The 23,498-nt window shown below is 64.7% G+C and carries 25 protein-coding genes; 11 read left to right on the forward strand and 14 right to left on the reverse strand.

Features of this window, described 5'->3' with window-relative positions:
• Positions 1-65 precede the first annotated feature (65 nt).
• Positions 66-956: an RNA polymerase sigma factor SigJ gene (sigJ, locus tag NP3_RS12045; RefSeq protein ID WP_063040674.1), complete on the reverse strand. Its 891-nt coding sequence runs from the start codon at positions 954-956 to the stop codon at positions 66-68.
• Positions 957-1,094: 138 nt separating this feature from the next.
• Here sigJ and NP3_RS12050 point away from each other — a divergent pair, with 138 nt between their 5' ends.
• From NP3_RS12050 to NP3_RS12060, 3 genes are all read left to right on the forward strand, one after another.
• Positions 1,095-1,724, forward strand: a complete 630-nt coding sequence (locus NP3_RS12050) for an NADPH-dependent FMN reductase (protein WP_084508480.1) — start codon at positions 1,095-1,097, stop codon at positions 1,722-1,724.
• On the forward strand, positions 1,690-2,181 hold the full coding sequence (locus NP3_RS12055) for a YybH family protein (RefSeq protein WP_063040676.1): 492 nt from the start codon (positions 1,690-1,692) through the stop codon (positions 2,179-2,181). Before NP3_RS12050 ends, NP3_RS12055 begins: the two co-directional genes overlap by 35 nt.
• Before the next feature lie 364 nt (positions 2,182-2,545).
• Positions 2,546-3,442 (forward strand): MHYT domain-containing protein, encoded by an 897-nt coding sequence (locus NP3_RS12060; protein WP_063824745.1) that lies wholly within the window; start codon positions 2,546-2,548, stop codon positions 3,440-3,442.
• Between the two features lie 6 nt (positions 3,443-3,448).
• Here NP3_RS12060 and NP3_RS12065 read toward each other — a convergent pair whose 3' ends face one another.
• From NP3_RS12065 to NP3_RS12095, 7 genes are all read right to left on the reverse strand, one after another.
• Complete coding sequence (locus NP3_RS12065; protein ID WP_063040678.1) at positions 3,449-4,186, reverse strand: glutamine amidotransferase; 738 nt, start codon at positions 4,184-4,186, stop codon at positions 3,449-3,451.
• A gap of 25 nt (positions 4,187-4,211) precedes the next feature.
• Positions 4,212-4,976, reverse strand: a complete 765-nt coding sequence (ehuA, locus tag NP3_RS12070) for an ectoine/hydroxyectoine ABC transporter ATP-binding protein EhuA (RefSeq protein WP_063040680.1) — start codon at positions 4,974-4,976, stop codon at positions 4,212-4,214.
• Between the two features lie 4 nt (positions 4,977-4,980).
• Complete coding sequence (ehuD, locus tag NP3_RS12075) at positions 4,981-5,649, reverse strand: ectoine/hydroxyectoine ABC transporter permease subunit EhuD (RefSeq protein ID WP_063040682.1); 669 nt, start codon at positions 5,647-5,649, stop codon at positions 4,981-4,983.
• The gene (locus NP3_RS12080; RefSeq protein WP_063040684.1) at positions 5,649-6,374 is read right to left on the reverse strand and encodes an amino acid ABC transporter permease; all 726 of its coding nucleotides are present in this window, start codon (positions 6,372-6,374) and stop codon (positions 5,649-5,651) included. Before NP3_RS12080 ends, ehuD begins: the two co-directional genes overlap by 1 nt.
• A gap of 4 nt (positions 6,375-6,378) precedes the next feature.
• The gene (gene ehuB / locus NP3_RS12085; RefSeq protein WP_169814487.1) at positions 6,379-7,266 is read right to left on the reverse strand and encodes an ectoine/hydroxyectoine ABC transporter substrate-binding protein EhuB; all 888 of its coding nucleotides are present in this window, start codon (positions 7,264-7,266) and stop codon (positions 6,379-6,381) included.
• Between the two features lie 98 nt (positions 7,267-7,364).
• Positions 7,365-8,450 carry a tartrate dehydrogenase gene (locus NP3_RS12090; RefSeq protein WP_157124270.1) on the reverse strand — a complete coding sequence of 362 codons (1,086 nt, stop codon included), beginning with the start codon at positions 8,448-8,450 and terminating at the stop codon, positions 7,365-7,367.
• Positions 8,444-9,916, reverse strand: a complete 1,473-nt coding sequence (locus NP3_RS12095; protein ID WP_063040690.1) for an NAD-dependent succinate-semialdehyde dehydrogenase — start codon at positions 9,914-9,916, stop codon at positions 8,444-8,446. Before NP3_RS12095 ends, NP3_RS12090 begins: the two co-directional genes overlap by 7 nt.
• A gap of 123 nt (positions 9,917-10,039) precedes the next feature.
• On the opposite strand from NP3_RS12095, the gene NP3_RS12100 reads away from it, so the two are divergent.
• A complete protein-coding gene (locus NP3_RS12100; RefSeq protein ID WP_063040691.1) occupies positions 10,040-11,287 on the forward strand; it encodes an aspartate aminotransferase family protein in 1,248 nt (415 codons plus the stop codon).
• A 16-nt stretch (positions 11,288-11,303) separates the two neighbouring features.
• Positions 11,304-11,798 (forward strand): DUF3830 family protein, encoded by a 495-nt coding sequence (locus tag NP3_RS12105; RefSeq protein ID WP_063040692.1) that lies wholly within the window; start codon positions 11,304-11,306, stop codon positions 11,796-11,798.
• Between the two features lie 15 nt (positions 11,799-11,813).
• Here the strand turns inward: NP3_RS12105 and NP3_RS12110 are convergent, their stop codons facing one another.
• The gene (locus NP3_RS12110; protein WP_063040693.1) at positions 11,814-12,503 is read right to left on the reverse strand and encodes a methyltransferase domain-containing protein; all 690 of its coding nucleotides are present in this window, start codon (positions 12,501-12,503) and stop codon (positions 11,814-11,816) included.
• A gap of 28 nt (positions 12,504-12,531) precedes the next feature.
• On the opposite strand from NP3_RS12110, the gene NP3_RS12115 reads away from it, so the two are divergent.
• Positions 12,532-12,912 (forward strand): helix-turn-helix domain-containing protein, encoded by a 381-nt coding sequence (locus tag NP3_RS12115; RefSeq protein ID WP_063040740.1) that lies wholly within the window; start codon positions 12,532-12,534, stop codon positions 12,910-12,912.
• A gap of 10 nt (positions 12,913-12,922) precedes the next feature.
• On the opposite strand, the gene NP3_RS12120 is transcribed toward NP3_RS12115, so the two are convergent.
• Together NP3_RS12120 and NP3_RS12125 are read right to left on the reverse strand one after the other, a co-directional pair.
• On the reverse strand, positions 12,923-14,314 hold the full coding sequence (locus NP3_RS12120) for an amidase (RefSeq protein ID WP_084508484.1): 1,392 nt from the start codon (positions 14,312-14,314) through the stop codon (positions 12,923-12,925).
• Between the two features lie 89 nt (positions 14,315-14,403).
• Positions 14,404-15,369 carry a D-2-hydroxyacid dehydrogenase gene (locus tag NP3_RS12125; protein WP_063040694.1) on the reverse strand — a complete coding sequence of 322 codons (966 nt, stop codon included), beginning with the start codon at positions 15,367-15,369 and terminating at the stop codon, positions 14,404-14,406.
• Between the two features lie 85 nt (positions 15,370-15,454).
• On the opposite strand from NP3_RS12125, the gene NP3_RS12130 reads away from it, so the two are divergent.
• Genes NP3_RS12130 through NP3_RS12140 form a run of 3 tightly spaced genes read left to right on the forward strand, consistent with a single transcriptional unit; the run spans position 15,455 to position 17,604 of the window.
• Positions 15,455-16,195, forward strand: coding sequence for a maleate cis-trans isomerase family protein (locus NP3_RS12130; RefSeq protein WP_063040696.1), 741 nt, complete (start codon positions 15,455-15,457; stop codon positions 16,193-16,195).
• 10 nt (positions 16,196-16,205) lie between these two features.
• Positions 16,206-16,937, forward strand: a complete 732-nt coding sequence (locus tag NP3_RS12135; RefSeq protein WP_063040698.1) for a maleate cis-trans isomerase family protein — start codon at positions 16,206-16,208, stop codon at positions 16,935-16,937.
• Positions 16,924-17,604 (forward strand): GntR family transcriptional regulator, encoded by a 681-nt coding sequence (locus NP3_RS12140; RefSeq protein ID WP_063040700.1) that lies wholly within the window; start codon positions 16,924-16,926, stop codon positions 17,602-17,604. The genes NP3_RS12135 and NP3_RS12140 overlap by 14 nt, the downstream gene beginning before the upstream one ends.
• Positions 17,605-17,929: 325 nt before the next feature.
• Here NP3_RS12140 and NP3_RS12150 read toward each other — a convergent pair whose 3' ends face one another.
• The 3 genes from NP3_RS12150 to NP3_RS12165 form a co-directional block, all read right to left on the reverse strand.
• On the reverse strand, positions 17,930-18,376 hold the full coding sequence (locus tag NP3_RS12150) for a phage tail protein (RefSeq protein WP_063040704.1): 447 nt from the start codon (positions 18,374-18,376) through the stop codon (positions 17,930-17,932).
• A 1,282-nt stretch (positions 18,377-19,658) separates the two neighbouring features.
• On the reverse strand, positions 19,659-19,976 hold the full coding sequence (locus NP3_RS12160) for a hypothetical protein (protein ID WP_063040708.1): 318 nt from the start codon (positions 19,974-19,976) through the stop codon (positions 19,659-19,661).
• Between the two features lie 153 nt (positions 19,977-20,129).
• Positions 20,130-21,437, reverse strand: coding sequence for an acyltransferase family protein (locus tag NP3_RS12165; RefSeq protein WP_063040710.1), 1,308 nt, complete (start codon positions 21,435-21,437; stop codon positions 20,130-20,132).
• A 510-nt stretch (positions 21,438-21,947) separates the two neighbouring features.
• On the opposite strand from NP3_RS12165, the gene NP3_RS12175 reads away from it, so the two are divergent.
• Together NP3_RS12175 and NP3_RS12180 are read left to right on the forward strand one after the other, a co-directional pair.
• The gene (locus tag NP3_RS12175; RefSeq protein ID WP_063040714.1) at positions 21,948-22,919 is read left to right on the forward strand and encodes a DUF5996 family protein; all 972 of its coding nucleotides are present in this window, start codon (positions 21,948-21,950) and stop codon (positions 22,917-22,919) included.
• A gap of 207 nt (positions 22,920-23,126) precedes the next feature.
• Positions 23,127-23,498, forward strand: a 372-nt coding sequence (locus NP3_RS12180) for an SAM-dependent methyltransferase (RefSeq protein ID WP_174566202.1), incomplete at its 3' end; no start/stop codon positions are given.

Below are 23,498 nucleotides of genomic sequence, written 5' to 3' on the forward strand. Positions count from 1 at the left end.
GCTTCGTAGCGCATGAGATCGCGGCCCGGCTTCGCTCGGTCGGCCAGCCGGTTGCGACACCAAGTTCAGCCGACTGTCCAGGGCCGCAGTTTCTCCGGATTCCGGATCGCCCAGATGCGAGTGATCCGGCCGTCGGCGATGTCGAAGGCGTAAACCGACACGATCGTGTCGGCGAGCTGCGCCACCAGGCCAGGCTGGCCGTTCACCGTGCGCTCGAGCAGCGTTACCTCGGGGCCTCGGGCGGCGATTTCGATCCAGGCGTGCGCGATCTGCTCACCGCCGATGATCGGCTGGCGGAAGGCCGGGGCCAGGCCGCCGCTGTCGGCGATCGCGGTCGCGGTCGGATCGAGCAAACCGATCAGGGCCTCGATATCACTTGCCTCCCAGGCCCGTTTGAAGTCCCTGACCACCTCGGAGCGCTGGGCGCTCGACGGGCCCCGCGATGTGTCGATACGGCGGCGGGCAGAGGAGGCGAGCTGGCGGCAGGCCGCGGGAGTGCGCCCGACAACGTCGGCGACCTCGGCGAAGGAGTAACGGAAGACGTCGTGCAGGACGAACGCCACCCGCTCGGCCGGTGTCATGGAATCGAGCACGACGAGGAAGGCCATACTGATCGACTCGTCGAGGGTGACCCGGTCGGCCGGATCGGCGGGGGCCGGACCACCGAACCATTCGGAGTGGCCGGGAATCGGCTCCGGAATCCATTCGCCCACATACCGTTCCCGCCTGACTCGCGCCGAGCCGAGCAGATCGAGGCAGATCCGTCCGGCGACCGTCGTCAACCAAGCGCCGGGCGCCGCCACCTCATTGCGCTGCCGCTCGGATAGCGCGTACCAGCGCACATAGGTTTCCTGCACCACATCCTCGGCCTCGGCGAGCGAGCCGAGCAGCCGATAGGCGAGATTGATCAGCTGACGGCGTTCACTGATCACCGAGCGCAGGTGCGGATCGGTCATGGTGTTCGGCTCCTTCGGTCGGTGCGTCCCTCACCGAATCCGACGAAATAGCGGCCCGAACTGTGAGACGGCCTGACATTCCGACCGCCTGCATCGTCGGAAGGTCATGACAGTTTCAGCAGAGCAGGAGTTGCGGACATGATCAGAATCGCCATCATTCTCGGCAGTACCCGGCCCAACCGCAATGGTCCGCAGGTGGCCCAGTGGGTTCTCGACTCGGCATCGCGCCGCGGCGATGCCGAGTTCGAACTGATCGACCTGCGCGACCACCCGCTACCGCATCTCGACGAACCGGTGCCACCGATGTTCGGCCCGTCGGTCCACGAACACACCCGCGCGTGGGCCGAGCGGATCGCCCCCTTCGACGGGTTCGTGATCGTGACTCCCGAGTACAACCACGGCCTCCCTGGTGTACTGAAGAACGCCATCGACCACCTGTTCCGGGAGTGGGCCGGTAAGGCAGTCGGATTCGTCTCCTACGGCGCGGGTGGCGGCGTCCACGCGGTGGACCAGCTGCGGCTGATCTGCAGCACGCTGGGCATGGCTGGTGTGGGCCCCCAGGTCACGATCTCGCTGCACCACGATTTCGAGAACTTCACCACCTTCACGCCCGGCGACCGGCACGTCACAACCCTGAACACGCTGCTGGATCAGCTTGTCGCATGGAGCAATGCGCTCGCGCCGCTGCGGCAGCCCGGCACCGATACCCCGCACACCGTTGAAGGAGCCGATCATGACGACACCGAACGACTTTCACTCACTCGCTGACCGAATCGAAACGCAACGCGAGGTGGACGAGGCCAAGGTTCGCCAGCAAATCGACAAGATAGTCGCAGCACTGCGAGCCAAGGATCTCGAGACCCTCGAGCAGGCGTACACAACCGACGTCGTGTCATTCGATGTCGAGCCGCCGCTCCAGCATGTCGGCACAGTGGCGAAACTCGAGAATTGGACGAGGGTGTTCGCGGTCTTCGAAAGCGTGAGCTACGAGGTGCGCGACCTGACACTCACGATGGGCGACAAGGTGGCGTTCGGGCACGCCTTCGCTCGTCTCAGCGGCACATTGCGAAACGGGGCGACGACGAGCGGCATGTGGGTCAGAGTCACGTACGGTTTCCGGAAGATCGACGACAGGTGGTTGATCGCACACGACCAGGTTTCGGTGCCGCTCGACATCGCGAGCGGAAAAGGAGTGGTCGACCTCGAGCCGGTGACGAAAATCTAGGGCCTGCTCTCCGACATCGACGAAGCCCCCGCTGCGCGGGGGCTTTCGTGCGTCATAGCAGGCAGTTTGCGCCAACCCAGCCGAAACGGCACGCTGGCCGATTGCTCGCTGGACGTCCATCGGGAAACTATGCGTTAGCTGTGAATCCGGGACCCGCGCTGGCCATGAGCGTCCGGTCTGGCTATTGTCAGCGCCTGGCGGAAATATCACTGTAAATTTCCGCAGATCGTGAGGTTCCACCCGATGTTCAATGGTTTACTGCCGCTGTGCTCGACGGACAGCTGGTTGCCGCCGACCGATAGCGGGTCGCCCCGACCGACCGGCATTCGGCCGCCACGGCACAACTGGTGAACGCGGAGTACACATGCTAGAACTCGATCATTTCAGCCATGGCTGGTTGACCCCGGTCATGGCCTACCTCGTCTCCTTTATCGGATCCGGCCTCGCGCTCCGTTGTGTGACACACGCTCGGTCCTCCGATTGGCCGGCCGGGTGGCTGGCCACCGCCGCCGTCTCCCTCGGCGGTGCGGGCATTTGGGTCATGCATTTCACCGCTATGCTCGGCTTCTCCATCCACGGCGCCACCATTCGCTACGACATTCCAATGACATTGCTCAGTGCCGTCATCGCGATCGTGGTCGTGTGGGTCGGGCTTTCGATCGTGGTACGCGGTCGAAACGAGTTCGTGGCACTGCCCATCGGCGGCGCGGTCACCGGGCTCGGCGTGGCCGCCATGCACTACCTGGGCATGTACGCGATGAAGACCAACGCACACGTCGAATACGACCGCGACACGGTGGTGGTGTCGATCGTGATCGCGGTGGTCGCGGCCACCGCGGCACTGTGGTTCATGCTGCATGTCCGCGGTCTGTTCGCCACCATCGGCGCCGCGCTGATCATGGGTGTCGCGGTGTGCGGAATGCACTACGTCGGAATGACGTCCATGCACGCCAGCCATGCCGACCACCAGGTCGACAGCGGCGGCATCGATCCACTCCAGCTGGTGTCGCCACTGATCGTGACCGTCACGCTGGTCATCATGATCCTGATGGTCGTCGTCGGACTCGCCGAAATCGATGACCGCAGCACCCGCGAAGTGATGCCCGTCCGGCGCGCACCACGCGAACCGTCAGCCACGACGACCGGATCCTGGCCCGTGATCACCGACGCGCGCCCCGACCTCGACTCACCCAGCTGGGCGCTGCGTACCAGCTCGCGCACCGAACACCGAAATCGCCATCGCCTCGACGACGATCGGTAATCGGACCTACCCGCGGCAGTACCGCGCGACGAATCGGCTCAGAATCACACTGGGCACCGTGATCGATTCCCGATGACCGAGCTCGATCAGGTCCTCGGCCTCGTGCGGTTCGAAATAGCCTGCGTGCCGGTAAACTTCGATACGCAAAGCCAATCCGTCGCTGTCCAATTCGGGATGGAATTGAGTCGCGTACACGTGCTGCCCGACGCGAATCATCTGCACCGGGCAAGCGGCCGATCCGGCCAGCAGCACCGCACCGGGTGGCACCTCCTGACAGGCTTCCTTGTGTCCGACGAACGCTCGGAATGTCTGCGGAATGCCTGCTAGCAGCGGGTCCGTGCGGCCGTGCTCGGTCAGATCGATGGTCTGCGCACCGACCGGTTCACTGTATTTCTGGACGCTCACCTCGCCGCCGAGCACGTCCGCGAGGATGCCCAATCCGTAGCAGGCGCCCAGATAAGGGAAATCCCGGCCGACGATCTCGGTCATCAGCTTCTTCAGCTTGGGTTCGAATGTCCGCTGGTACCCGTATTTCGTGGCATCCGGACTGCTGACATTGCTCGGCCCGCCACCGACGATGACCGCCGAGTAATGGTCGAGATCGATATCCGGGAATTCCTGATCCATCTGCACCCGCACCGTGTCCCCCTCGGCGAGGTCGGCCATGCGCAGGACGGCGCGGTATTCGTCATCCGCGGCGGGTCGCTCCGGCCGCAACTGCAGGACTAGACACGGCTTGGTCATGCTTCAGATTGTGGAAGATCGGCGGTCAGTTTTCATCCAACACCGCCTGTAAGAATTCGCGAGTCCGATCCTGCCGGGGATCGGTGAAAATCCGTTCCGGATCACCGTCCTCGAGCACGCGCCCCGCGTCGAACATCATTACGCGATCGGAAACCTTGCGGGCGAACTGCATTTCGTGGGTGACGCAAAGGAAGGTGATCTCGGTATCGGCCGCGATATCCGCCAGCAAATGCAGAACTCCGGTCACCAACTCCGGGTCGAGCGCCGAGGTCACCTCGTCGAGCAGCAGCACCTCGGGCTCCATGGCAAGCGCCCTGGCGATGGCGACTCGCTGCTGCTGGCCGCCGGACAGGTGCGCGGGACGGGCGTCGATCTTGTCGGTGAGCCCGACCAGTTCGAGCAACTTTCGTGCCCGCTCCTCGGCGGCGTCCTTGGACTGGCCGAGACCGCGGACCGGGCCCTCGGTGACATTGCGCAGCACGGTCATATTCGGGAACAGATTGAACTGCTGGAAGACCATCCCGATCTTGCGGCGCATCCGGCGTAGGTGTGCCGGACCGGCGGGCACCAATTTGTCGCCGCGCCGCTGGTGGCTGAGCAATTCTCCGCCGACCTCGATGGTGCCCGCGTCTATCCGCTCGAGCCCCATGAGCAGACGCAGAATGGTGGTCTTGCCGGAGCCCGACGGGCCGATCAAAGTGACGAATTCGCCTGGCGCAATGGCGAAATCGAGTTCGTCCAGGCACACCGTAGCGCCGTAGCGCTTTTCCACACCGGTGAACCGGATCATCGGTTCAGACACGTCGTTCCAACTTTCGTACCAGGATCGAGCACGGATAGCTCAGCGCGAGGAAGGTCAGACCGGCCGCGAACCAGGCCTCGGGTCCCGCGCCGCCGGTATCGGCCGCGTACTCGGTTTTGACCTGATAGACCATGTCGAGGATGACGATCGAGGACAGCAGCGGCACCTCTTTGAACATCGCGATGGTGTAATTGCCCAGCGCGGGCAGCACCCGCGGCACCGCCTGCGGCAGAATCACATCGACCCAGGTGCGCGTGCGCGGCAGATTCAGCGCCGTAGCCGCCTCCCATTGCGCAGCGGGCACCGCGTCGATGCCCGCGCGGAACACCTCCGAGGTGTAACAGGCATAGTGCACGCCTAGTGCGGTCACGCCGACCACCAGCCGTTGGGTGTCGATGGACAGCCCGCCGAGCAGATCCGGACGCACCACCCAGTACAGGAAAAAGATCTGCACCAAAAGCGGTGTGCTGCGGATGAATTCGATGAATGCCCACAGCAGCTGATCGACCACCGGAATCCGCAGCCGCCGAATCACCGCGAAGATCAGACCGAGCACATACGCGACCAGTGACCCGAGCAGGGTGTACTGGATCGTAACGAGCAGCCCGTCCCAAATGAATGGAAAGGCATCGAAGAAGCGGTCCCACCGCCATTTCTCCATCAGACCCCCACATGTGCCGAGAGTCGAACGCTCGATCGCTTCGGCCGCCGCCCGACCCGCCGGGCCGCCAACAGCTCCAGCACCCGCATGATCACCGTGATCACCACCGCGATCAGCAGGTACACGACCAGTTGAATCCCGTAGATGAGACCGAGTTCGCGAGAGAACGCAGGTACCGCACGCAGTTCATCGGCCTTCTTGAAAACCTCGGGCACCGCGATAAAGCTCAGCAGCGCGGTTGCTTTCACGAGCTGGATGAACAGGTTGTTGAACGACGGCAGCATCTCCACCACGGCCTGCGGCAAAATCACCCGCCACATGCGTTGCGCCGGTGACAGATTCAGCGCGATCGCGGCCTCGACCTGTGCCTGCGGCACGGATCCGATCGCACCCCTGACTATTTCGGCACCGTAGGCGCCGTGGTTGAGACCGAGCACGATAATGCCGATGACCAGCAGACCCTTCGCCGTCGCACCGAGCGATACTCCGAAGAAGATCGGTATCGCCACCGCGAAGAAGAACAGCTGCACCACCTCCGAGCTGCCGCGGAACCCCTCCACATAGATGCGGGTGACGGACCGCACCGGCAGATACGGCGACAGCATGGCGATCCCGGCGACGAAGGACAGCACGACGGTCAGCGCGATGCCGCCGACCGCCGCCCACAGCGTGAAAGGAAGACCCTGGAGTACCCGCTCGAGGTAGGTCGAGAAATGCGATGACACGAGGTCAAGCCGTGCAGTACTGCTCGGCCGTGGCCGCCGGATCCGCCTCGTTCGCCTTGGTCAGGCCGAACGGCTCCACCAGCTTCAACCATTCACCGCTTTCATGCAGTGCGCGCAACTCGCGGTTGAAGTCCTCGCGGAACTTGTCATCGCCGATGCGGAAATTGAAGGTGCCGACATCCGGCTTATTGCCGAAGCGGAACGACGGGCCGACCGCCAGGTTCGCGTCCGGATTGTTCTTCACCAGCCATGCGGCCGTGACGTCCAGCATCGCCGCGCCGTAGACGTCCTTGTTACGCACGGCGCGCAGGATGTCGTCCTGTTTGGCCATCGGCTCGATGAGTTGGGATGGCACGCCCGAGGATTGCGCGTAGCCGTTCTCGACCGCGCCACCCAGCGTGGCTATCCGGACGTTCTCCCGGGTGATGTCCTCGAACTTGTTGATATTGCGTGGGTTGCCTTCCGGCACCAGAAATGACGAACCGACCTGGTAGTCGGGAGTGGCGAATGCCGAACTCGCACACCGCTTCGGATTGATGAACATGCCCGCCGCGACGAATGCGTAGTTCTTGGCCCGCACGCCGTCGATCAGTCCGTCGAAATCGGTGACGACGCCTTCGATTTCGTTGATGCCGAGTCGTTTCAATACCGCACGAGCGACGGTCGGCGCATATCCGGTCAGCTGGCCGTCCGCACCGAGGAATGCCCATGGCGCCTCGTTGGCGAAGCCGACCTTGATCTTGCCCGAGGATTTCGCATCCTCGTAGGTCACCGCCGCCGCATCGTCGCCGCCCAATCCGCAGCCCGCTACCACCACGAGGCTGGCCGCGGCCACCGCGGCAGCCATGGCGCGCCGCAATCGCCTGCGCGCACCCCCGAATTCGAACTTCATGACCCAGTCCTTCCGCAGACACGCGAGTCGCCCCATGATCTCGAATGAACTTTGCGATCGGCCTGCCGAATTCTTTGCGGTCACATGACGATACGGACCTAGCGTTGCGCGAATACCGAACCTGTCGCGACCAATTCGGCCGCACGGTGCGCAATGGCACTGCCGAGCTCACCGGTCGTCGCGGTGCCGCCCAGATCCGGTGTGCGAATCCGACCTTCGCGCAGCACATCACAGACCGCGCGATCGACCGCCGCGGCGGCGGCATGTTCGCCCAAGTGCTCCAACAGCATTGCTCCGGCCAGAATCTGCGCCACCGGATTCGCAATGCCCTGGCCAGCGATATCGGGCGCGCTACCGTGTACCGCCTCGAACATCGACGGCGCCGTGCGCTCGGGATTTATGTTGCCCGATGGGGCGAGGCCGAGGCCACCCGTTACCGCGGCGGCCAAGTCGGACAGGATATCGCCGAAGAGATTCGATCCGACGATCACATCGAGCCGATCCGGATGCAGCACGATTTCGGCGGCCAGCGCGTCGACATGCAACTGTCGGGTCTCCACCTGCGGATATTCCGAGGAAATGCGCTCGAAGATGCTGTCCCAGTACGGCATCGAGTGCAGCAGCCCATTCGATTTGGTGGCCGAGCACAGGCGGCCGTCGCGTTCGAGGGCCCGTTCGAAGGCGTAGCGGATGATCCGTTCACAGCCGACCCGCGTGAAGATCGACTCCTGCCGGACGAATTCGTCGGTGCGGCCCGGATGGTGCATGCCGCCGATCGCGGAGTATTCGCCCTCGGAATTCTCCCGCACGATCAGGAGGTCCAGGTCTTCGGCGGTACGGTCGCGCAAGGCCGATTCGGTGCCGGGCAACAGGCGGACCGGACGCAGATTCACGTACTGGGCGAAGGCGCGACGCAGCGGAATCAGCAAACCCCACAGCGAAATATGATCGGGTACACCGGGAAAGCCGACCGCGCCGAGCAGGATCGCGTCGAATCCGGCCAGTTGACCGGGCGCGTCCGCGGGCATCATCGCTCCGGTGCGCAGGTAATTCTCACAGGACCAGTCGAATTCGGTCCATTCGATACCGGGCAGCACCGCGTTCAGTACCGTTACCGCCTCGGCCGTGACGTCGACACCGATGCCGTCGCCGGGAATGGTAGCTATCCGATAGGTCGTCACAATCGCACTCCGATGTATTTGGTCTCCAGGAATTCGTCTATGCCGGTGAGTCCGCCTTCACGGCCGAGCCCGGATTCTTTCACGCCGCCGAACGGTGCGGCGGGGTTGGACACTACTCCCTGGTTCAAGCCGACCATGCCGGATTCCAGCGCCTCACACACCCGCAGTCCGCGCCGCAGATTTTCGGTGAAAACATAGCTCACCAATCCGTACGGCGTGTTATTCGCGCGCGCGACGACCTCGTCTTCGGTATCGAAGGCGGCGATCGCCGCGACCGGTCCGAAAATCTCGGTGTGGCACATCTCGGCGTCATCCGGCACATCGGTCAATACCGTTGCGGGATAGAAGTTTCCGAGTCCCGCCACGGCAGCGCCGCCGGTGCGCACGGTGGCCCCGCGGCGGACCGCATCGGCGACCAGACCGGTCACCTTGGCCACCGCATCGGCGTCGATCAGCGGGCCGACCACGACTCCTGGCTCGGTGCCGCGCCCCATCGGCAGCGCCGTCAGCCGGTCCGCGAGCCGAGTCGCGAATTCGTCGACGACACCGCGCTGCACGAAGATTCGGTTCGCGGCAGTACACGCCTGCCCGATATTGCGCATCTTCGCCGCGAGCGCGCCCTCGACGGCCTCATCCAGGTCCGCATCGTCGAATACGATGAACGGCGCATTCCCGCCGAGCTCCATCGAGGTGCGCATCACGGTCCGCGCGCACTGTTCGAGCAGCAACTTCCCGACGGCGGTCGAACCGGTGAACGACAGCTTGCGCGAACGGCTGTCCAGAATCAGCGGCGTCATCACCGCCGCCGGATCGGATGTGGTGATCACATTGACGACCCCCGCCGGGACCCCGACTCGATCAAGGATGTCGGCCAGCGCCAGCATCGAAAGTGGTGTCTGCTCAGCGGGTTTCACGATGCAGGTGCATCCCGCGGCCAGTGCCGGACCGATCTTGCGGGTCCCCATGGCCATCGGGAAGTTCCACGGTGTGATGAGCAGGCTCGGACCGACCGGCTGTCTGGTCACCAGGAAGCGCGAACCACCCGCCGGTGCAGGCATATACCCACCGTCCAGGCGGACGGCCTCCTCAGCGAACCATCGGAAGAACTCTGCCGCATAAGCAATTTCACCGCGGGCCTCGGCCAGTGGCTTACCCATCTCCAGCGTCATGATCAGCGCGAGTCGTTCGGTATCGGCGAGCAGTGCCCGGTGCGCGTCCATGAGAATGTCGCTGCGCTGCCTCGGCGTCGTTCGCGCCCACCCCGCCTGTGCCCGATCGGCCGCTGCCAACGCGTCCAGTCCATCGGTCGCATCGGCATCGGCCACCGCACAGAGCAACTGGCCGGTTGCCGGATCGGCGACCGGGAGCGTAGCGGCTGTCCCGCGCCACCCACCGTCGATGAACAGTCCGGTCGGAACCGTGTCGATCGCCGCGCGTTCGGCTGCGGTCAGGGCGGTTTCGGTGAGCATGTGGGCTCCTTTTCATTCCCGACGCGGCCTTCGGCCATTGCTGTGAACCCCGTGCCCATGTTATGCATATTGTCAACAATCCGACAATAGACAATCAGCGGATACGCGCCCGGGAGGCGGATCATGACCGAGTTATCCCCCGTTCTCAAGCAGGCCACCCCGGTAACCGTCGACCACGGATCGGGCTGCTACCTCTACGGCACCGACGGCCGCCGCTATCTCGACTTCACCGCGGGCATCGGCGTAACCAGCACCGGCCACTGCCATCCGCATGTGGTCGCTGCGGCCCAGGCCCAGGTCGCCAGCCTGATCCACGGCCAATACACCACCGTCATGCACCGGCCGCTGCTCGAACTCATCGAGCGACTCGGCACCGTCCTGCCCGAGGGTCTGGACACGCTGTTCTTCGCCAACTCCGGCAGTGAGGCGGTCGAGGCCGCGCTGCGCCTGGCCCGGCAGGCCACCGCACGGCCGAATATCGTTGTCTTCCAAGGCGGATTCCACGGTCGCACCGTCGCGGCGGCGACCATGACGACCTCGGGCACCCGCTTCTCCGCCGGATTCAGCCCGCTGATGTCCGGTGTGCACGTGGCTCCGTTCCCCACCGCCTACCGCTACGGCTGGACCGAGGCCGAGGCCACCGACTTCGCACTGCGCGAACTCGATTACCTCTTCGCCACCGTCACCTCCCCCGCCGAAACCGCCGCATTCGTGGTCGAACCGATGCTCGGCGAGGGCGGCTACATCCCCGGCAATGCCACGTTCTTCCGCGGGCTGCGCGAACGTGCGGACCGGCACGGCATTCTGCTCATCTTCGACGAGATCCAGACCGGCTTCGGCCGGACCGGAAAGTTCTTCGGACATCAGCACTTCGGCGTCCGGCCCGATATCATCACCATCGCGAAGGGCCTGGCCAGTGGGTTCCCGCTGTCCGGAATCGCGGCGCCGCGCGAGCTGATGGCCAAGGCCTGGCCGGGCTCGCAGGGCGGCACCTACGGCGGCAATGCGGTGGCCTGTGCGGCGGCGATCGCCACACTCGAGGTGATCGAATCGGAGGGGTTGGTGGACAACGCCGCCGCGCGCGGCGCACAACTGCTGACCGGACTGCGCGAGGGCGCCACCAAGGCGATCGGCGATGTGCGCGGCCTCGGACTGCTCTGTGGAACCGAATTCACCACCGCCACAGGCGAACCCGATACCGCGACCGCCGTCGCGGCCCAGCGGCTCGCGGTCGAGAAGGGGCTACTGCTGCTCACCTGCGGTGCGTATATGAACGTGGTGCGGATGATCCCGCCGCTGATCGTGACCGATACCCAGATCGACGATGCGCTCGCGATCTGGTCCACCGTGCTCGCCGAACTCCCCGCGTGACCAGGAGGCAGAACCGATGGCCCGCTACATCTCGATCACTCTGACCAAGGCGGCCGTGACCTGCCGAGCCCGACTGCTCGACGCGGAGGCACCGCGGACCTGCGCGGCGGTGTGGGATGCGCTGCCGCAAGAAGGCGACGCCTTCCACGCCAAATACGCCCGCAACGAGGTGTACACCCTGCTGCCCCGGATTGTTGCGGCACCGCATCGGGAGAACCCGACCGTCACTCCGATTCCCGGCGACGTGTGCCTGTTCGATTTCGAAGCGTGGGAGATCGGCAACCCGGCCTACGGCTACGAGCCCGGTACGGCGGCGCACCACGAGCAGGGCGCCACCGACCTCGCTTTGTTCTACGGCCGCAACAACTTACTGATCAATGGCGATCTGGGCTGGGTGCCCGGAAATGTCTTCGCCACCATCGAGGAAGGCCTCGCCGATATCGCCACGGCGTGCAACGCGCTCTGGCTGCACGGCGTCCAAGGCGAGACCTTGGCATTCGCCCGCGTCTGAGAATTCGTGATCGGCTCAGTCGGCGCGAGTCCCGGAGGCGAGAAAGATCGGGACGGCGACGAACAGCCGATCGTTGCGTGCCCTGGCGGCTTGGCCGTCGAGCCAGCTGCCTTCTCCGGCGATGCTGGCGAGCACCGGCAGGCACCCGGCGTCGGTCCACACGATCGTGTGGACCTCGACGGTAACGTCGATGAACCCGTTGTCCAGCAAGAGGTTTCGGTAACGGCGGGCGACCCGCGGGTTTGCCATACCGTCCGCGCGAGCGTGGACGAGCGTGCGGGTGAGTTCGGGATCGTCGGAGTCGATCACGAACGTGTCCCAGTCTTGGCCGATGAGCACCGCGCGGCCGTTTCTGGCCAGGACCCGGCGAGCCTCGGCGACGGCTAGCTCGGGCTCGGCGAGGGTGTGCAGGACCTTGTCGGCGCGGTAGCCGGTGACCGCGCCGTCATCGAGAGGCAGCGCGGTGGCATCGCCGACATGGAACCGGCCTATGGGCCAGCGCTCGATGGCGACCTCGATCATGGCGGGGTCCAGGTCGATGCCGATGGCCCGCACCCCACGGGCAGCCAACTCGCCGACGGCGCGCCCACTCCCGCAACCGACGTCGACAATGGTGTCGCCCAACGCTTCGTAGGTGTGTTCTCGCAGGTTACGGACCTGCGGCAGGTCATCGAAGGCATCGAGCATGGTGAGCAACGTGGACATGGCCGCAATTGTGCGACTTAATGTCGACATGAAGTCAATCGGCGAGGTGGCGGCTCGGTTCGGGTTGCCGACACACGTGCTGCGACATTGGGAGGCCGAAGGACTGCTGTCACCGGCCCGCGTCGGTGGCCGCCGCCGCTACACCGATGCGGACCTGCACCGGGTGGCGGCGATCCTGATTTCGAAGGAGGCGGGCTTCGGACTCGCCGACATCAGGACGATGCTGGCCGCGCGATCCGCACCAGCCCGCCACGAGGTGACGGTCCGCCACCGCGAGAGGCTGCTGGCCCGGATCGCCAGGGCGCAGGCCGCACTCGACATGCTCGAGGGCGAATGCCCCTACGACGACATCATGACGTGCCCGCGTTTCCAGGGACTCCTGGATGATCGACTGCAGGCTCTTCGGTGACCAACCCTGATCAGCCCAGCACGTATTCGGCGTAGCGGGCGACCGCGAGGACCAGGTCATCGGAGTGGCGCGGCCCGATGATCTGCAGTCCGACCGGCAGACCCGCGGCGGTCTTGCCCGCGGGGATGCTGATCGCGGGTTGCTGGGTCATATTGAACGGGTAGGTGAACGGCGTCCACTGCGGCCAGCCGTCGAGCCCGCTGCCGGGCGGGACATCGTGCCCCGCCTCGAATGCGGTGATCGGCATCGTCGGGGTGATCAGCAGGTCGTAGGTGTCATGGAAGGCACCCATGGTGATGCCCAGTTGGGCGGCAACCGCGCGAGCGTCGAGATAGTCTACGGCACTGACGGTTTCGCCGCGTTCCCAAACCGCGCGCAGCCCCTGATCCACCTTTTCGCGCGCCCCGTCCGGGAATTTCGCCAACATGGTCGCCGCACCGGCGGCCCACAGCACCTCGAATGCGTCGCGCGGGTCTTCGAAACCCGGATCTGTCGCGATGACCCGTAGCTCGGCATCGGCCAGCCGCCGCACCGCCGCATCCACGATCGCGGCGACCTCCGGGTCGACGTGCGCATAACCGAGCGTCGGCGAGTAGGCGACGGTGAGTCCGCGCACCTCGCGCGACATCTGGCCGCGGAAGGTCGTCACCGTGGGCGGCAGCGCGGTCGGATCGCGCGGGTCGGGCAGCGCCAGAATGTCCATGAGCAGTGCGGCATCCTCGACCGTCCTGGTCATCGGCCCGGCGTGGGCCAGCGGACCGAACGGGCTCGCCGGATACAGCGGGATCCGGCCATGCGTCGGCTTGAAACCGACGATGCCGCAGAACGCGGCCGGAATGCGAATGCTCCCACCGCCGTCCGTGCCGACCGACACCGGACCCATTCCCGCCGCCACCGCGGCCGCGCTGCCGCCGGAGGAGCCGCCCGAGGTTGTCGTGGGGTCGACTGGGTTGCGGGTGATGCCGGTCAGCGGGCTGTCGGTGACACCCTTCCAAGCGATTTCGGGTGTTGTCGTCTTCCCGAGGAACACCATGCCGTCCTCGCGCAGCCGGGCCGCGACCGGGCTGTCCACCTGCCAGGGACCACTCGGATCGACCGAGGTGCTGCCGCGCCGAGTCGGCCAGCCCTCGGTCAGGAAAATGTCTTTGATCGAAATCGGCACACCGTCGAGCAGCCCGCGGGCATAACCCGAATTCCAGCGCGCCTCAGAATCTTTCGCCTGCACCAATGCGCGATCCGGATCGACCAGACAGTAGGCATTCACCTCACCGTCGCGCGCCGCGATGGCTTCCAGAATCGCCTCGGTCGCTTCGACCGGGGACAGGGTTCCGGCCGCGTAGGCCGAGACCAATTCGACAGCGGTCATCGCGGCCGGTTGCGTATTGCTGTCCGGGTAGCTCATGCCTGCGCCTCGCTGACGCTCGGCTCCGGCATGCGCAAGGCGCGCTGGCACATGGTTCGCTCACTTCGTTCGCTCACGGCAGGGCTCCTTCAGCCGGGCACGTACCCCAGCTCTTTATCGACCACGTTGTCCAAAGTCCGGCCGGCGATCCAATTATCGAAATTGCGGATGAACGCCGTGACGACCTCGGTTCGCCAGCCGCTGAAATCACCCGAATTGTGCGGAGTAATAAGCACATTCGGCAGATCCCACAGCGGATGCCGCGCCGGTAGCGGTTCCGGATCCACCACATCGAGTGCCGCCCCGGCTATCGATCCGGTGCTGAGTGCGGCGAGAAGGTCGTCGGTCACAACGAGTTCCCCACGGCCGACATTGACAAACCTCGCATGTGGTTTCATCGCGGCGAATGCCTTGGCATCGAACATTTCCCGGGTCTGCGGCGTCAACGGCGCGACCGCGACGACGTAATCGGCAATGGGAAGTTCGGCGAGCAGGTCGGTGCTCACGGTGCCGAAATCCGGGTCGGTGGCCTGCGCCCGGCGTCCCACCGCCCGCACAGTCATACCGGCCGCGCGCAATAACCGCGCGATAGCCCGACCGATCGAGCCGGTTCCGACTATCAGGACGGATGCGCCCGAGATGCGTTCGGATTCGCGGTGCCGCCATTCGTGTCGTTGCTGCAAACGCAGCGATCCGGACAGGTCCTTGGCGAAACCGAGGATCTGCCCCAAGACGTATTCCGCGATGGCCGTATCGAATACGCCACGTGTATTGGTGACCACGACCTCGCTTTCCCGAAGTTCGGGGAACATCACCGGATCCACCCCGGTCGAACCCATATGCAGCCAGCGCAAACGATCGGCCGCGTGCCAGGCGCCCGGGATCGCACGAGTCAGGAAGTCGTAGACGAACAACGCGTCGGCGCCGCGCAATGCGTCGGCGAGTCCGGGCGCTTCCGTGTACCGCACTTCGGCTCGATCGGCCACCGGGGCCATGAGGTCCGCGTCGGGCACACTGTCACTGTGCAGGACGGTGACAATCGGGCCCTGTTCCACATTGACACACTAAAATCGCATCGTATGATTGTCAACAATCCGATCGTTCTCGGAGGTCTGACGGCTGAGCGCGAGAGGGGCCGCATTGGAACTCGGCTTTCCCGATATCGAAGGGCCCGTTGCACAACGGGGGATCGGGATCATCGCACCGTTCGACCTCGCACTCGAACGCGAGCTCTGGCGCTGGGCGCCGCTCGACGTCAGCCTGCATCTGGCCCGCACGCCGTATGAACCGGTGCCGGTTTCGATGGCAATGGCCGAGCTGGTCTCCAATCCGGTCCATCTGACGGCGGCGACGCGCGATGTGATGCATGTCGAGCCGGAAGTCGTTGCCTACCTGTGCACCTCGGGCAGTTTCATCCGGGGGCTCGCCTATGAGAGGTCGCTGCGCGACACCATCTGCCGGGCCGGAGCGCAGGACGCCGTCACCACCTCCGGTGCGCTCGTGGAGGCGATCCAGCATCTGGACATCAGCAGAGTCTCGGTGCTCACCCCCTACGACGAAATCCTCACCCACAAACTGCACGACTTCTTGGCCGAGGCGGGCTGCACCGTAATCCGTTCGGACCACCTGGGATTGGGTGGCGGCATCTGGAAGGTCAACTACCGCACCATCGCCGAACGCATCGTCGGCGCGGACGACCCGCAAGCTCAGGCGATCTTCGTCAGCTGTACCAACCTGCCCACCTACGACGTCATCGAGCCGCTCGAACAGGCGCTCGGCAAACCCGTACTCACCGCGAATCAGCTCACCATGTGGGCCTGCCTGGGCCGGATGAAGCTGCCGATGACCGGTCCGGGAAAGTGGCTACTCAACGTTTTCTGATTGGAAGAACATGCAGGCACCCACCGTCGGATTCATCTACCCGGACCACGCGGCCGAGGACGACTACCCACTCGCCGCATCGCTGCTCGGCGTGCGGTTGCCGGTGGCCCACATCTATGGCACCGATCTGCACGCCATTCCGGAGCTGCTCGATCTGGGCAGTCCGGACAAGCTGCGCCACGGCGCTTCCTTGCTCGCGCCCGACGAGCCCGACGCAGTGGTATGGGCCTGCACCTCAGGGAGTTTCGTGTACGGACCGCAGGGTGCGCGCGAGCAGGTGCGCGAACTGGCTTCGGCCGCTGGGGTGCCTGCCTCGAGCACCAGCCTCGCCTTTGTCGCGGCAGCGCAGGCGCTCGACGTGCGCCGCGTCGCGATCGCGGCGAGCTATCCGGACGAGGTCGCGCGGCTGTTCGTGGAATTCCTGGCCGATGCCGGAATCGAGGTGGTCGCCTTTTCCAGCGCCGGTATCGATACCGCCGCGGAAGTCGGCACCTTGACCGCCGAGCAAGTGCGCGAGCTCGCGGCCGCCAACGATCATCCCGACGCGCAGGCGCTGCTGATCCCGGATACCGCCATGCACACCCTCGGGGTATTGCCGGAACTCGAGGCCCGATTGGGCAAGATCGTGCTGACGGCCAATCAGGTCACCATCTGGGAGGGCCTGCGACTGACCGGCAGCACGATGGCATCCGGGGTGCTCGGCTCTCTCTTCTCGGAAAGGCACATCCATGTCGGTCGTTGATTTCGAGCCGGTGAACCGGCAGTCGACGGCGGAAATGATCGCCGACCGGCTCCGTGAGGCGATCATGCGCGGCAATCTCGCCCCCGGCGCCCAACTCGGCGAAGCCGACCTCGCAACCCGATTCGGCGTATCGCGCGGCCCGGTCCGCGAGGCGCTGCAGCGCCTGCTCACCGAGGGCCTGCTGTACAGCATCCGCAACCGCGGCATCTTCGTCATCGAACTGACCATCGACGATGTCGTCGACATCTACCGCGCACGAACAGCCATCGAAGGCGGCGCCCTGGCCCTCATCCTCGACGGCCGCCGAGATATCGCCTATGCGGCTTTAGCGCCCAGCGTCACCGCCATGTGCACCCACGCCGAAAACGGCGACGCCGCAGGCGTTTCCGACGCCGACCAAGCCTTCCACGAGGCCCTCGTCGACAGCGCGGGCAGCCCCCGCCTGGTCCGCGCCGCCCGCACTCTTTTGATCGAAACCCGAATGTGCTTGGGGGCGTTGCAGACAACGTATCCGGACCTGCGTGAGCAGGCCCGAGAGCACGTCGAACTGCGCGATGCGATCGGCTCCGGCCCGGTGCGCCGAGCGCGCACGCTGCTCGTCGAGCACATGGACGACGCGGTCCAGCGTCTGCACCATCAGTACACCCTCGGTGAGCAGGCAACCTGAAGTCGACTGCTGCCAAGCGAATCCACCCGCAGGTGTTTCCGCCGGAAGCGGGTCGGTTAACAGAAGCTCGCTCGGCGAAGAACATAGACCGTGAAGATCAAAAAGCTCCTCGTCCTGGTCGCCTGTGTTGTCGCCGCTGGTTGCGGGACGAACGACGACCACACAGCCGCTAGTCCCACCAGCGCCGCCGCTACTACCAGAACATCCTCGAGCACAGACTGCCCGTATCGGGCCAAGAGTGGCTTCTGCTTCTCACCCCCGACGGGCACGACCGCCAGCGAATCGGACAACAAGGTCATTTTCATGCGCGCGGGCGAACCGACATTCAGGCGTTCTCGACCGTGATGTCCTCGTAGACGATCGTCACCGCTTCAGTCGCCGAACTGGTCGCTCCGGCATCCAGAAACGGCCCCCGCCAGTCGGACGCCCGAGCGCGCGCCAAGTGCACCCGTTTGACCGGCTTCTTGTTCGGGTCCAGCACCATCAACGTGATGTCTTGGCGAGCATCGTCCACATCCCGCATGGTCATAGTCGTAAAGATCCACTCGGTGAACACCTTGCTCTGGTCCAACCCGCGAGTGATCGTGATCTCCCCACTACGCGCCGAGCCCGGCTGGTTCCCGACAATCACCTCGCCATCAGGAGTCACCTGTTTGATTTCGACCGCGTCCTCCTCGAGCGACAGCCCACTGATCTGCTGAACCGTTTCCACCTGAAACTTTCCCAGATCGACAACGAAGGTGGAACCGCTGATTGTGTCGCCGATAGCCATGGAAATCTCCTTGCCTGTCGGGGCGCGTCACAGCCCTCGCTACCCGCGTGGCCTGCACATACTGTCGCGCCATCGTCTACGTCATGGAGAGCACAACGAACTCGGCCAGAACCCGTGGGGCGATACCCACCTCACCCATCATGCGGCGATCCGTGGCGGGTCCGCAGCAGATCGGACCTATCCGCTCACCGATAAGCAGGGTGCCATCGCGACGGTGGTGCCATGTCGAGGAACCCCTGGTCGGCGCACGATCGCAACCCGGAGGGATCGCGCGATACACGGGATGATTTTGGAGGATCATACAAAGACAATCGGACAAACCGGGTCAGACTTTGGGTTTCTTGTTACTGGCTACCCAGTTGGCGAACCGCTGTACTTACCACCTGTCGGAGGTTCCCTCCGATCGGACCAGCAGGTCCGGAGAAACCAATCTCCATCGGTCAGCGCGGTATGCAGGCTGGCACGGGTAAATCCCACCGAATGCCCGCAATCGGACCACGAGTCCGACGCGATGCTACGCCCAAGCGAACATCCCTATGCAACGACAGACCTCGGACCACGCACCACATGTCCACCACATAGCCGAGTAACGCAATGCAATGCCATGTCACAGTAAAGTTTCCGGGTTGGCCGTCCCTGCACTACTGGGCAGACTCCATAGCGGCCCACACTTTCGCCAAGGCAGTGCACGCCATGCAACTGGCAACAATCCTGATCGACCAAGATATGCGAGAAGCCCTGCAGCCCCTGCCTTGTCAGCGACTCTGGCAATAACCGCCGAACTCCGAACTGCACCAAGCAGTTTCAGGCTCCTTCGCTCGCCGCCGCAACGAACTCAACAGTACTTCGGGCGTCCAGTCTTCGATCCATGCGGGCATTTGCCGATCCGGGTCCGGGGAACGATTGCTCGGTATCGGGCTCTGCCATACGGACTTTCGGCGCTGATACAGCTGGAAGTTCAGCAAAGCACCTCAGCCATCCGGTGTCGGTGATCTCGCGAAGCTGTCATGGCGGCCGAAGGCACCCGGTCGATGCCCGGAGGCCACGCTGCTTTCTCGAAGCCCGGCCGGTCGATCATCGTCGCGCATAGCGATCTGGCGAAGGGCGGCATCCCTGCACGCAGACGACGTGGAGCCTTCGGGTGCCACTGTCCTGACCAGGCGAAACGCTGGCCAGGACAGAGCATTCGAGCAAATACCTCGCTGTCGAGCCGCTCATCGAGCGATCTCGACGAGCCTCGAAACTACATAGCTCGTGCTCAGCAACTCAGGCCTGGTTGTGGTCAGGCGCAGACGCGGTTGAGCTCGTCGGTGTAGGGGTCGAGGTTGGCGACGTTCTCATCCACCAGCGCGTTGGCGTACGCGGCGATCACATCCTTCTCCGCACCCTGGGCCAGATCGGCCAGGCCGCTCAGCCTGCCGGACAGCGCTGTCGCCGTCGCGTCGTCCAGGGTGCCGCCGCTCGTGTCGATCGCGATGTTGATCAGCTCGATGGCCTTGGCGCAGTGGGGGGACTGTGCGTGCGCCGGTGCGGCGGGCAGGAATAGCAGAGCGGCAGCGGCCGCGGAGAGCACAGCGGCGAAGGCCGTCGACTTGGTCATGACTTCCTCTCAGAACGTTGGGCTGATCGTAGCGCCACGGCGTTGGACCCTGATCGCCATGCTCGGCACCGGCACCTGCTGGCCGGGAACCGCCAAGAGAACGCGGCGGCTGGACCCATCGAGACCACCTTCGGCTCGCGCATCCGAACGCCGTCACCTCGTCCGCGCGGATGACAGACTGCAACCCGCGGGCGGGGTGATTCGCCGGGTCGTAGTGAGCAGTGCGGCGGCGAGGACAACAGTAAGCGCGGCGAGACCAGCCATCCCATATGGCGAAAGGCTACAGCGCCAGAGCGCGAAAATGCCCGCCGCAGCTAACACTGAGCCTGCAAGGACCGGAAGTGTTGCGGTGCGGGCCGCGTATCGGGCGCAGAACGCGTCCCACCGGCCGGTGATCCGGACGAATCCGAACAGTACGACCGCGGCCGCGACCATCCACAGCGGGCGTGTGGCCCACCAGGTCCCTGCATCGCTGGGCAGCAACACCGGAACTGCCAACGCCGCTCCTGTCACGATGGCCATCGCCGGTACGTGCCAGAGGTAGATGTTCATCAACTGCGTCGCCCCGGTGGTGATCACGCGGCGGGCGCGTCCGTGCGGCTGCCAGCCGGTCAGCCGCCGGGATACCAGTACCAGCGCCGCGAACTGCGTCACCGCGAGAATCGACATCGCCGTCATCGGCGGTGCGAGATTGGAGACCGGGGCATCGGCCAGCCCGAGCATCGTCGGAAAGTACGGTCCCGGCACCACCATGACGATCAGCACGCCGATACCCGCCGCCGCTATCAGTAGCAATCCGCCGTCCCCGACGGGACCCAAGGTCCCACGGGCGTAAAGGATTCCGAGCTGATGGCAGAACAGCCAGACGAATATCAGATTCCATTCGGCGAACCGGTTCACCCCGCCGAAGCGAAGCAGGTCCACCGCGAATGAGCAGCCCAGCAACACGACCGGCGCCAGCAACGCCGAAACATCGTGTGCGCGAACGGCAAACGGCGCGACCATGGCCGAGATCAGGAACACCGCGAGAAACCACAGCGGACTGGCGACGATATCGGCGGCCGCCACGGCGGCCGGTTCGGAGAAGGCGTCCAGGCCGACATCGAGTGCGACGGTGAAGGCGATCAGCGCGATCATCGGCGTGGTCAGCCGCCGCACCCGCAATCCGAGGTAGTCCGCGTAGGTTCGGCCGCGGGCACGGTATCGGTCGACGATCAGGGTGTTGGCGAATCCGCCCGCAAGGAAGAACATCGGCATCACCTGCAGCGGCCAGGTCAGTACCCAGATGGGTCGCCCGTGCAGCGCCTGGTCGCCGCGAACGACGCCGTCGACCACCGTGACCCTGACCGATATCCAGTGCACGACAACCACCACCGTGATCGAGCAGACGCGCACAATATCGATGGTCCAATCGCGCTCGCGCACGTTGGACCGCGTCGCCCGGACGGGCTGGGTCACCATGACTTCGGATTACTCGCCCCGGCTGAACGCGTGGTGAATATGTGGCACGCAAACCGGCCTCGTATCGGCGTCGAACTGCGCCGATGAGTCGGCCGTGGCCGCCCGGCTCGGGACGTCGTGGTACGCATCGCCGAGGTCTGCGTCATGGTGGACGTCGAGGTATTGCTTCTGCGCGGGATCGACCTGCGACCTCTGGGTATGAGCCGACGAGGTCCAGCGGACGGTGCCACGCCCATTGCTTCGAGTTCGCGCTACGGTAGCTACGTCGGCACTTTCGGACCTACTGCTCGGATTGGGGTGCTGTGACAAATCCTCCGCGGATATGCACGCCATGTGGACATTCCTCGATGGCGGCGGCTATCGCGTCGATATCGGTGCGCTGCATCGCTCGAACCCGAGGTCGACTGGACATCGTTTCGTGACTGGACGAAAACGAACCCTCACACGCTGAATAGGCCCGTTCCGCGGAATCCGCGACTGAATCGAATCCAGCGACGAAGGGAATCTGACATGTCGGAGCTATCGGCAGCGAATTCCACCGCGACGTGGCCGCAGCTGCGTGTGGCGGACTGGACGGATACGCGTGACACCCTGCACATGTGGACGCAGGTGGTGGGAAAGATCCGGCTCGCCCACGCCCCATTGTTGAATCACTGGTGGCAGGTGACCCTGTATGTGAGCCCGCGCGGGCTGACAACCTCGGCAATCCCCTCCGCCGACCGCCTCTTCGATATCGAATTCGATTTCCTCGCGCACCGATTGGTCATCCGCGCCGACAACGGCGATACCCGCACCGTGGCACTCGCGCCGAAATCGGTGGCGCAGTTCTACACCGAAACCATGCAAGCGCTCGACGAACTCGGATTCGAGACTCGAATTCAAGGGCACCCCAATGAAGTCGAGGTGTCGATTCCGTTCGCTGAGGACACCCAGCACGCCGCCTACGATCCGATGTCCGCGCAGGCGTTCTGGCGGCAGCTCGTCCATGCCAACCGCCTGCTCAACGCGTTTCGCTCCGGCTATACCGGCAAGACCAGTCCGGTTCATTTCTACTGGGGCGCAATGGATCTCGCCTATACGCGCTTTTCGGGACGGACCGCTCCCGAACACAGCGGCGGCGCACCGCACTGCGCCGATTGGGTCATGGTCGAGGGCTATTCACACGAGCTCAGCAGCTGCGGATTCTGGCCCGGCGGTGGAGCGGAAGGCGCGTTCTACGCCTACTCCTATCCCGAACCCGACGGCTACCGCGAACGCCGCCTGCAGGTGCCCGGCGCGACCTACGACCCCAACCTGGGAGAATTCGTCCTACCCTACGAAACGGTCCGCACCGCGGACGATCCGAACGCCGTAGTCTCCGCATTCCTCCACGAAACATATGAGGCCGCAGCCGAACTCGGCCATTGGGATCGCAGCACACTCGAATGCGATCCGCATCGGTGGGCTCAACAGCGAGCCGCCGCACCGTGGTCACTGCGCTGACCGTCCGCCACAGGAAACGCTCGAGCGCCTCACGGCGTTGGCGCCCGGACGTTGTCGACGATCACATCCAACTTCTCGCCCGGGCGGCGCTGACGCGAACGGCTGTGGGAGGGCTCGAAACTCGGTCCAACGCTTGCGATCTCGGATCCGGCGGTAGGGCGGACCGGCGGCCAGATCAAAGGCGCCGAATAGACTAGCGTGGCAAGCATGGGCCTCGACTATGAAAAGACTCCGACCGCGGAACCCAGCTCTCCGGTCGACCTGCGGCAGAATCAGCCGCACACCGCCCGAATGTATGACTACTACCTCGGCGGCAAGGACCATTACAGCGCGGACGAGGCCGCCGCTGAACAGGTCGTGGCCATCTGGCCAGGAGTGCGGGTGGCCGCCCAGCAGAACAGGGCCTTCATACACCGGGTGACGCGGTTCCTTGCAAACGCGGGCATTCGTCAATTCCTCGATATCGGAACCGGTATCCCGACCGAGCCGAATCTGCATCAGGTGGCCCAACAGGTCGCGCCTGAGGCGCGAGTCGTCTACGTCGACAACGATCCGATCGTGCTCGTCCACGCCAGGGCA

The organism is Nocardia pseudovaccinii NBRC 100343 (assembly GCF_001613225.1).
Classification (GTDB): domain Bacteria; phylum Actinomycetota; class Actinomycetes; order Mycobacteriales; family Mycobacteriaceae; genus Nocardia; species Nocardia pseudovaccinii.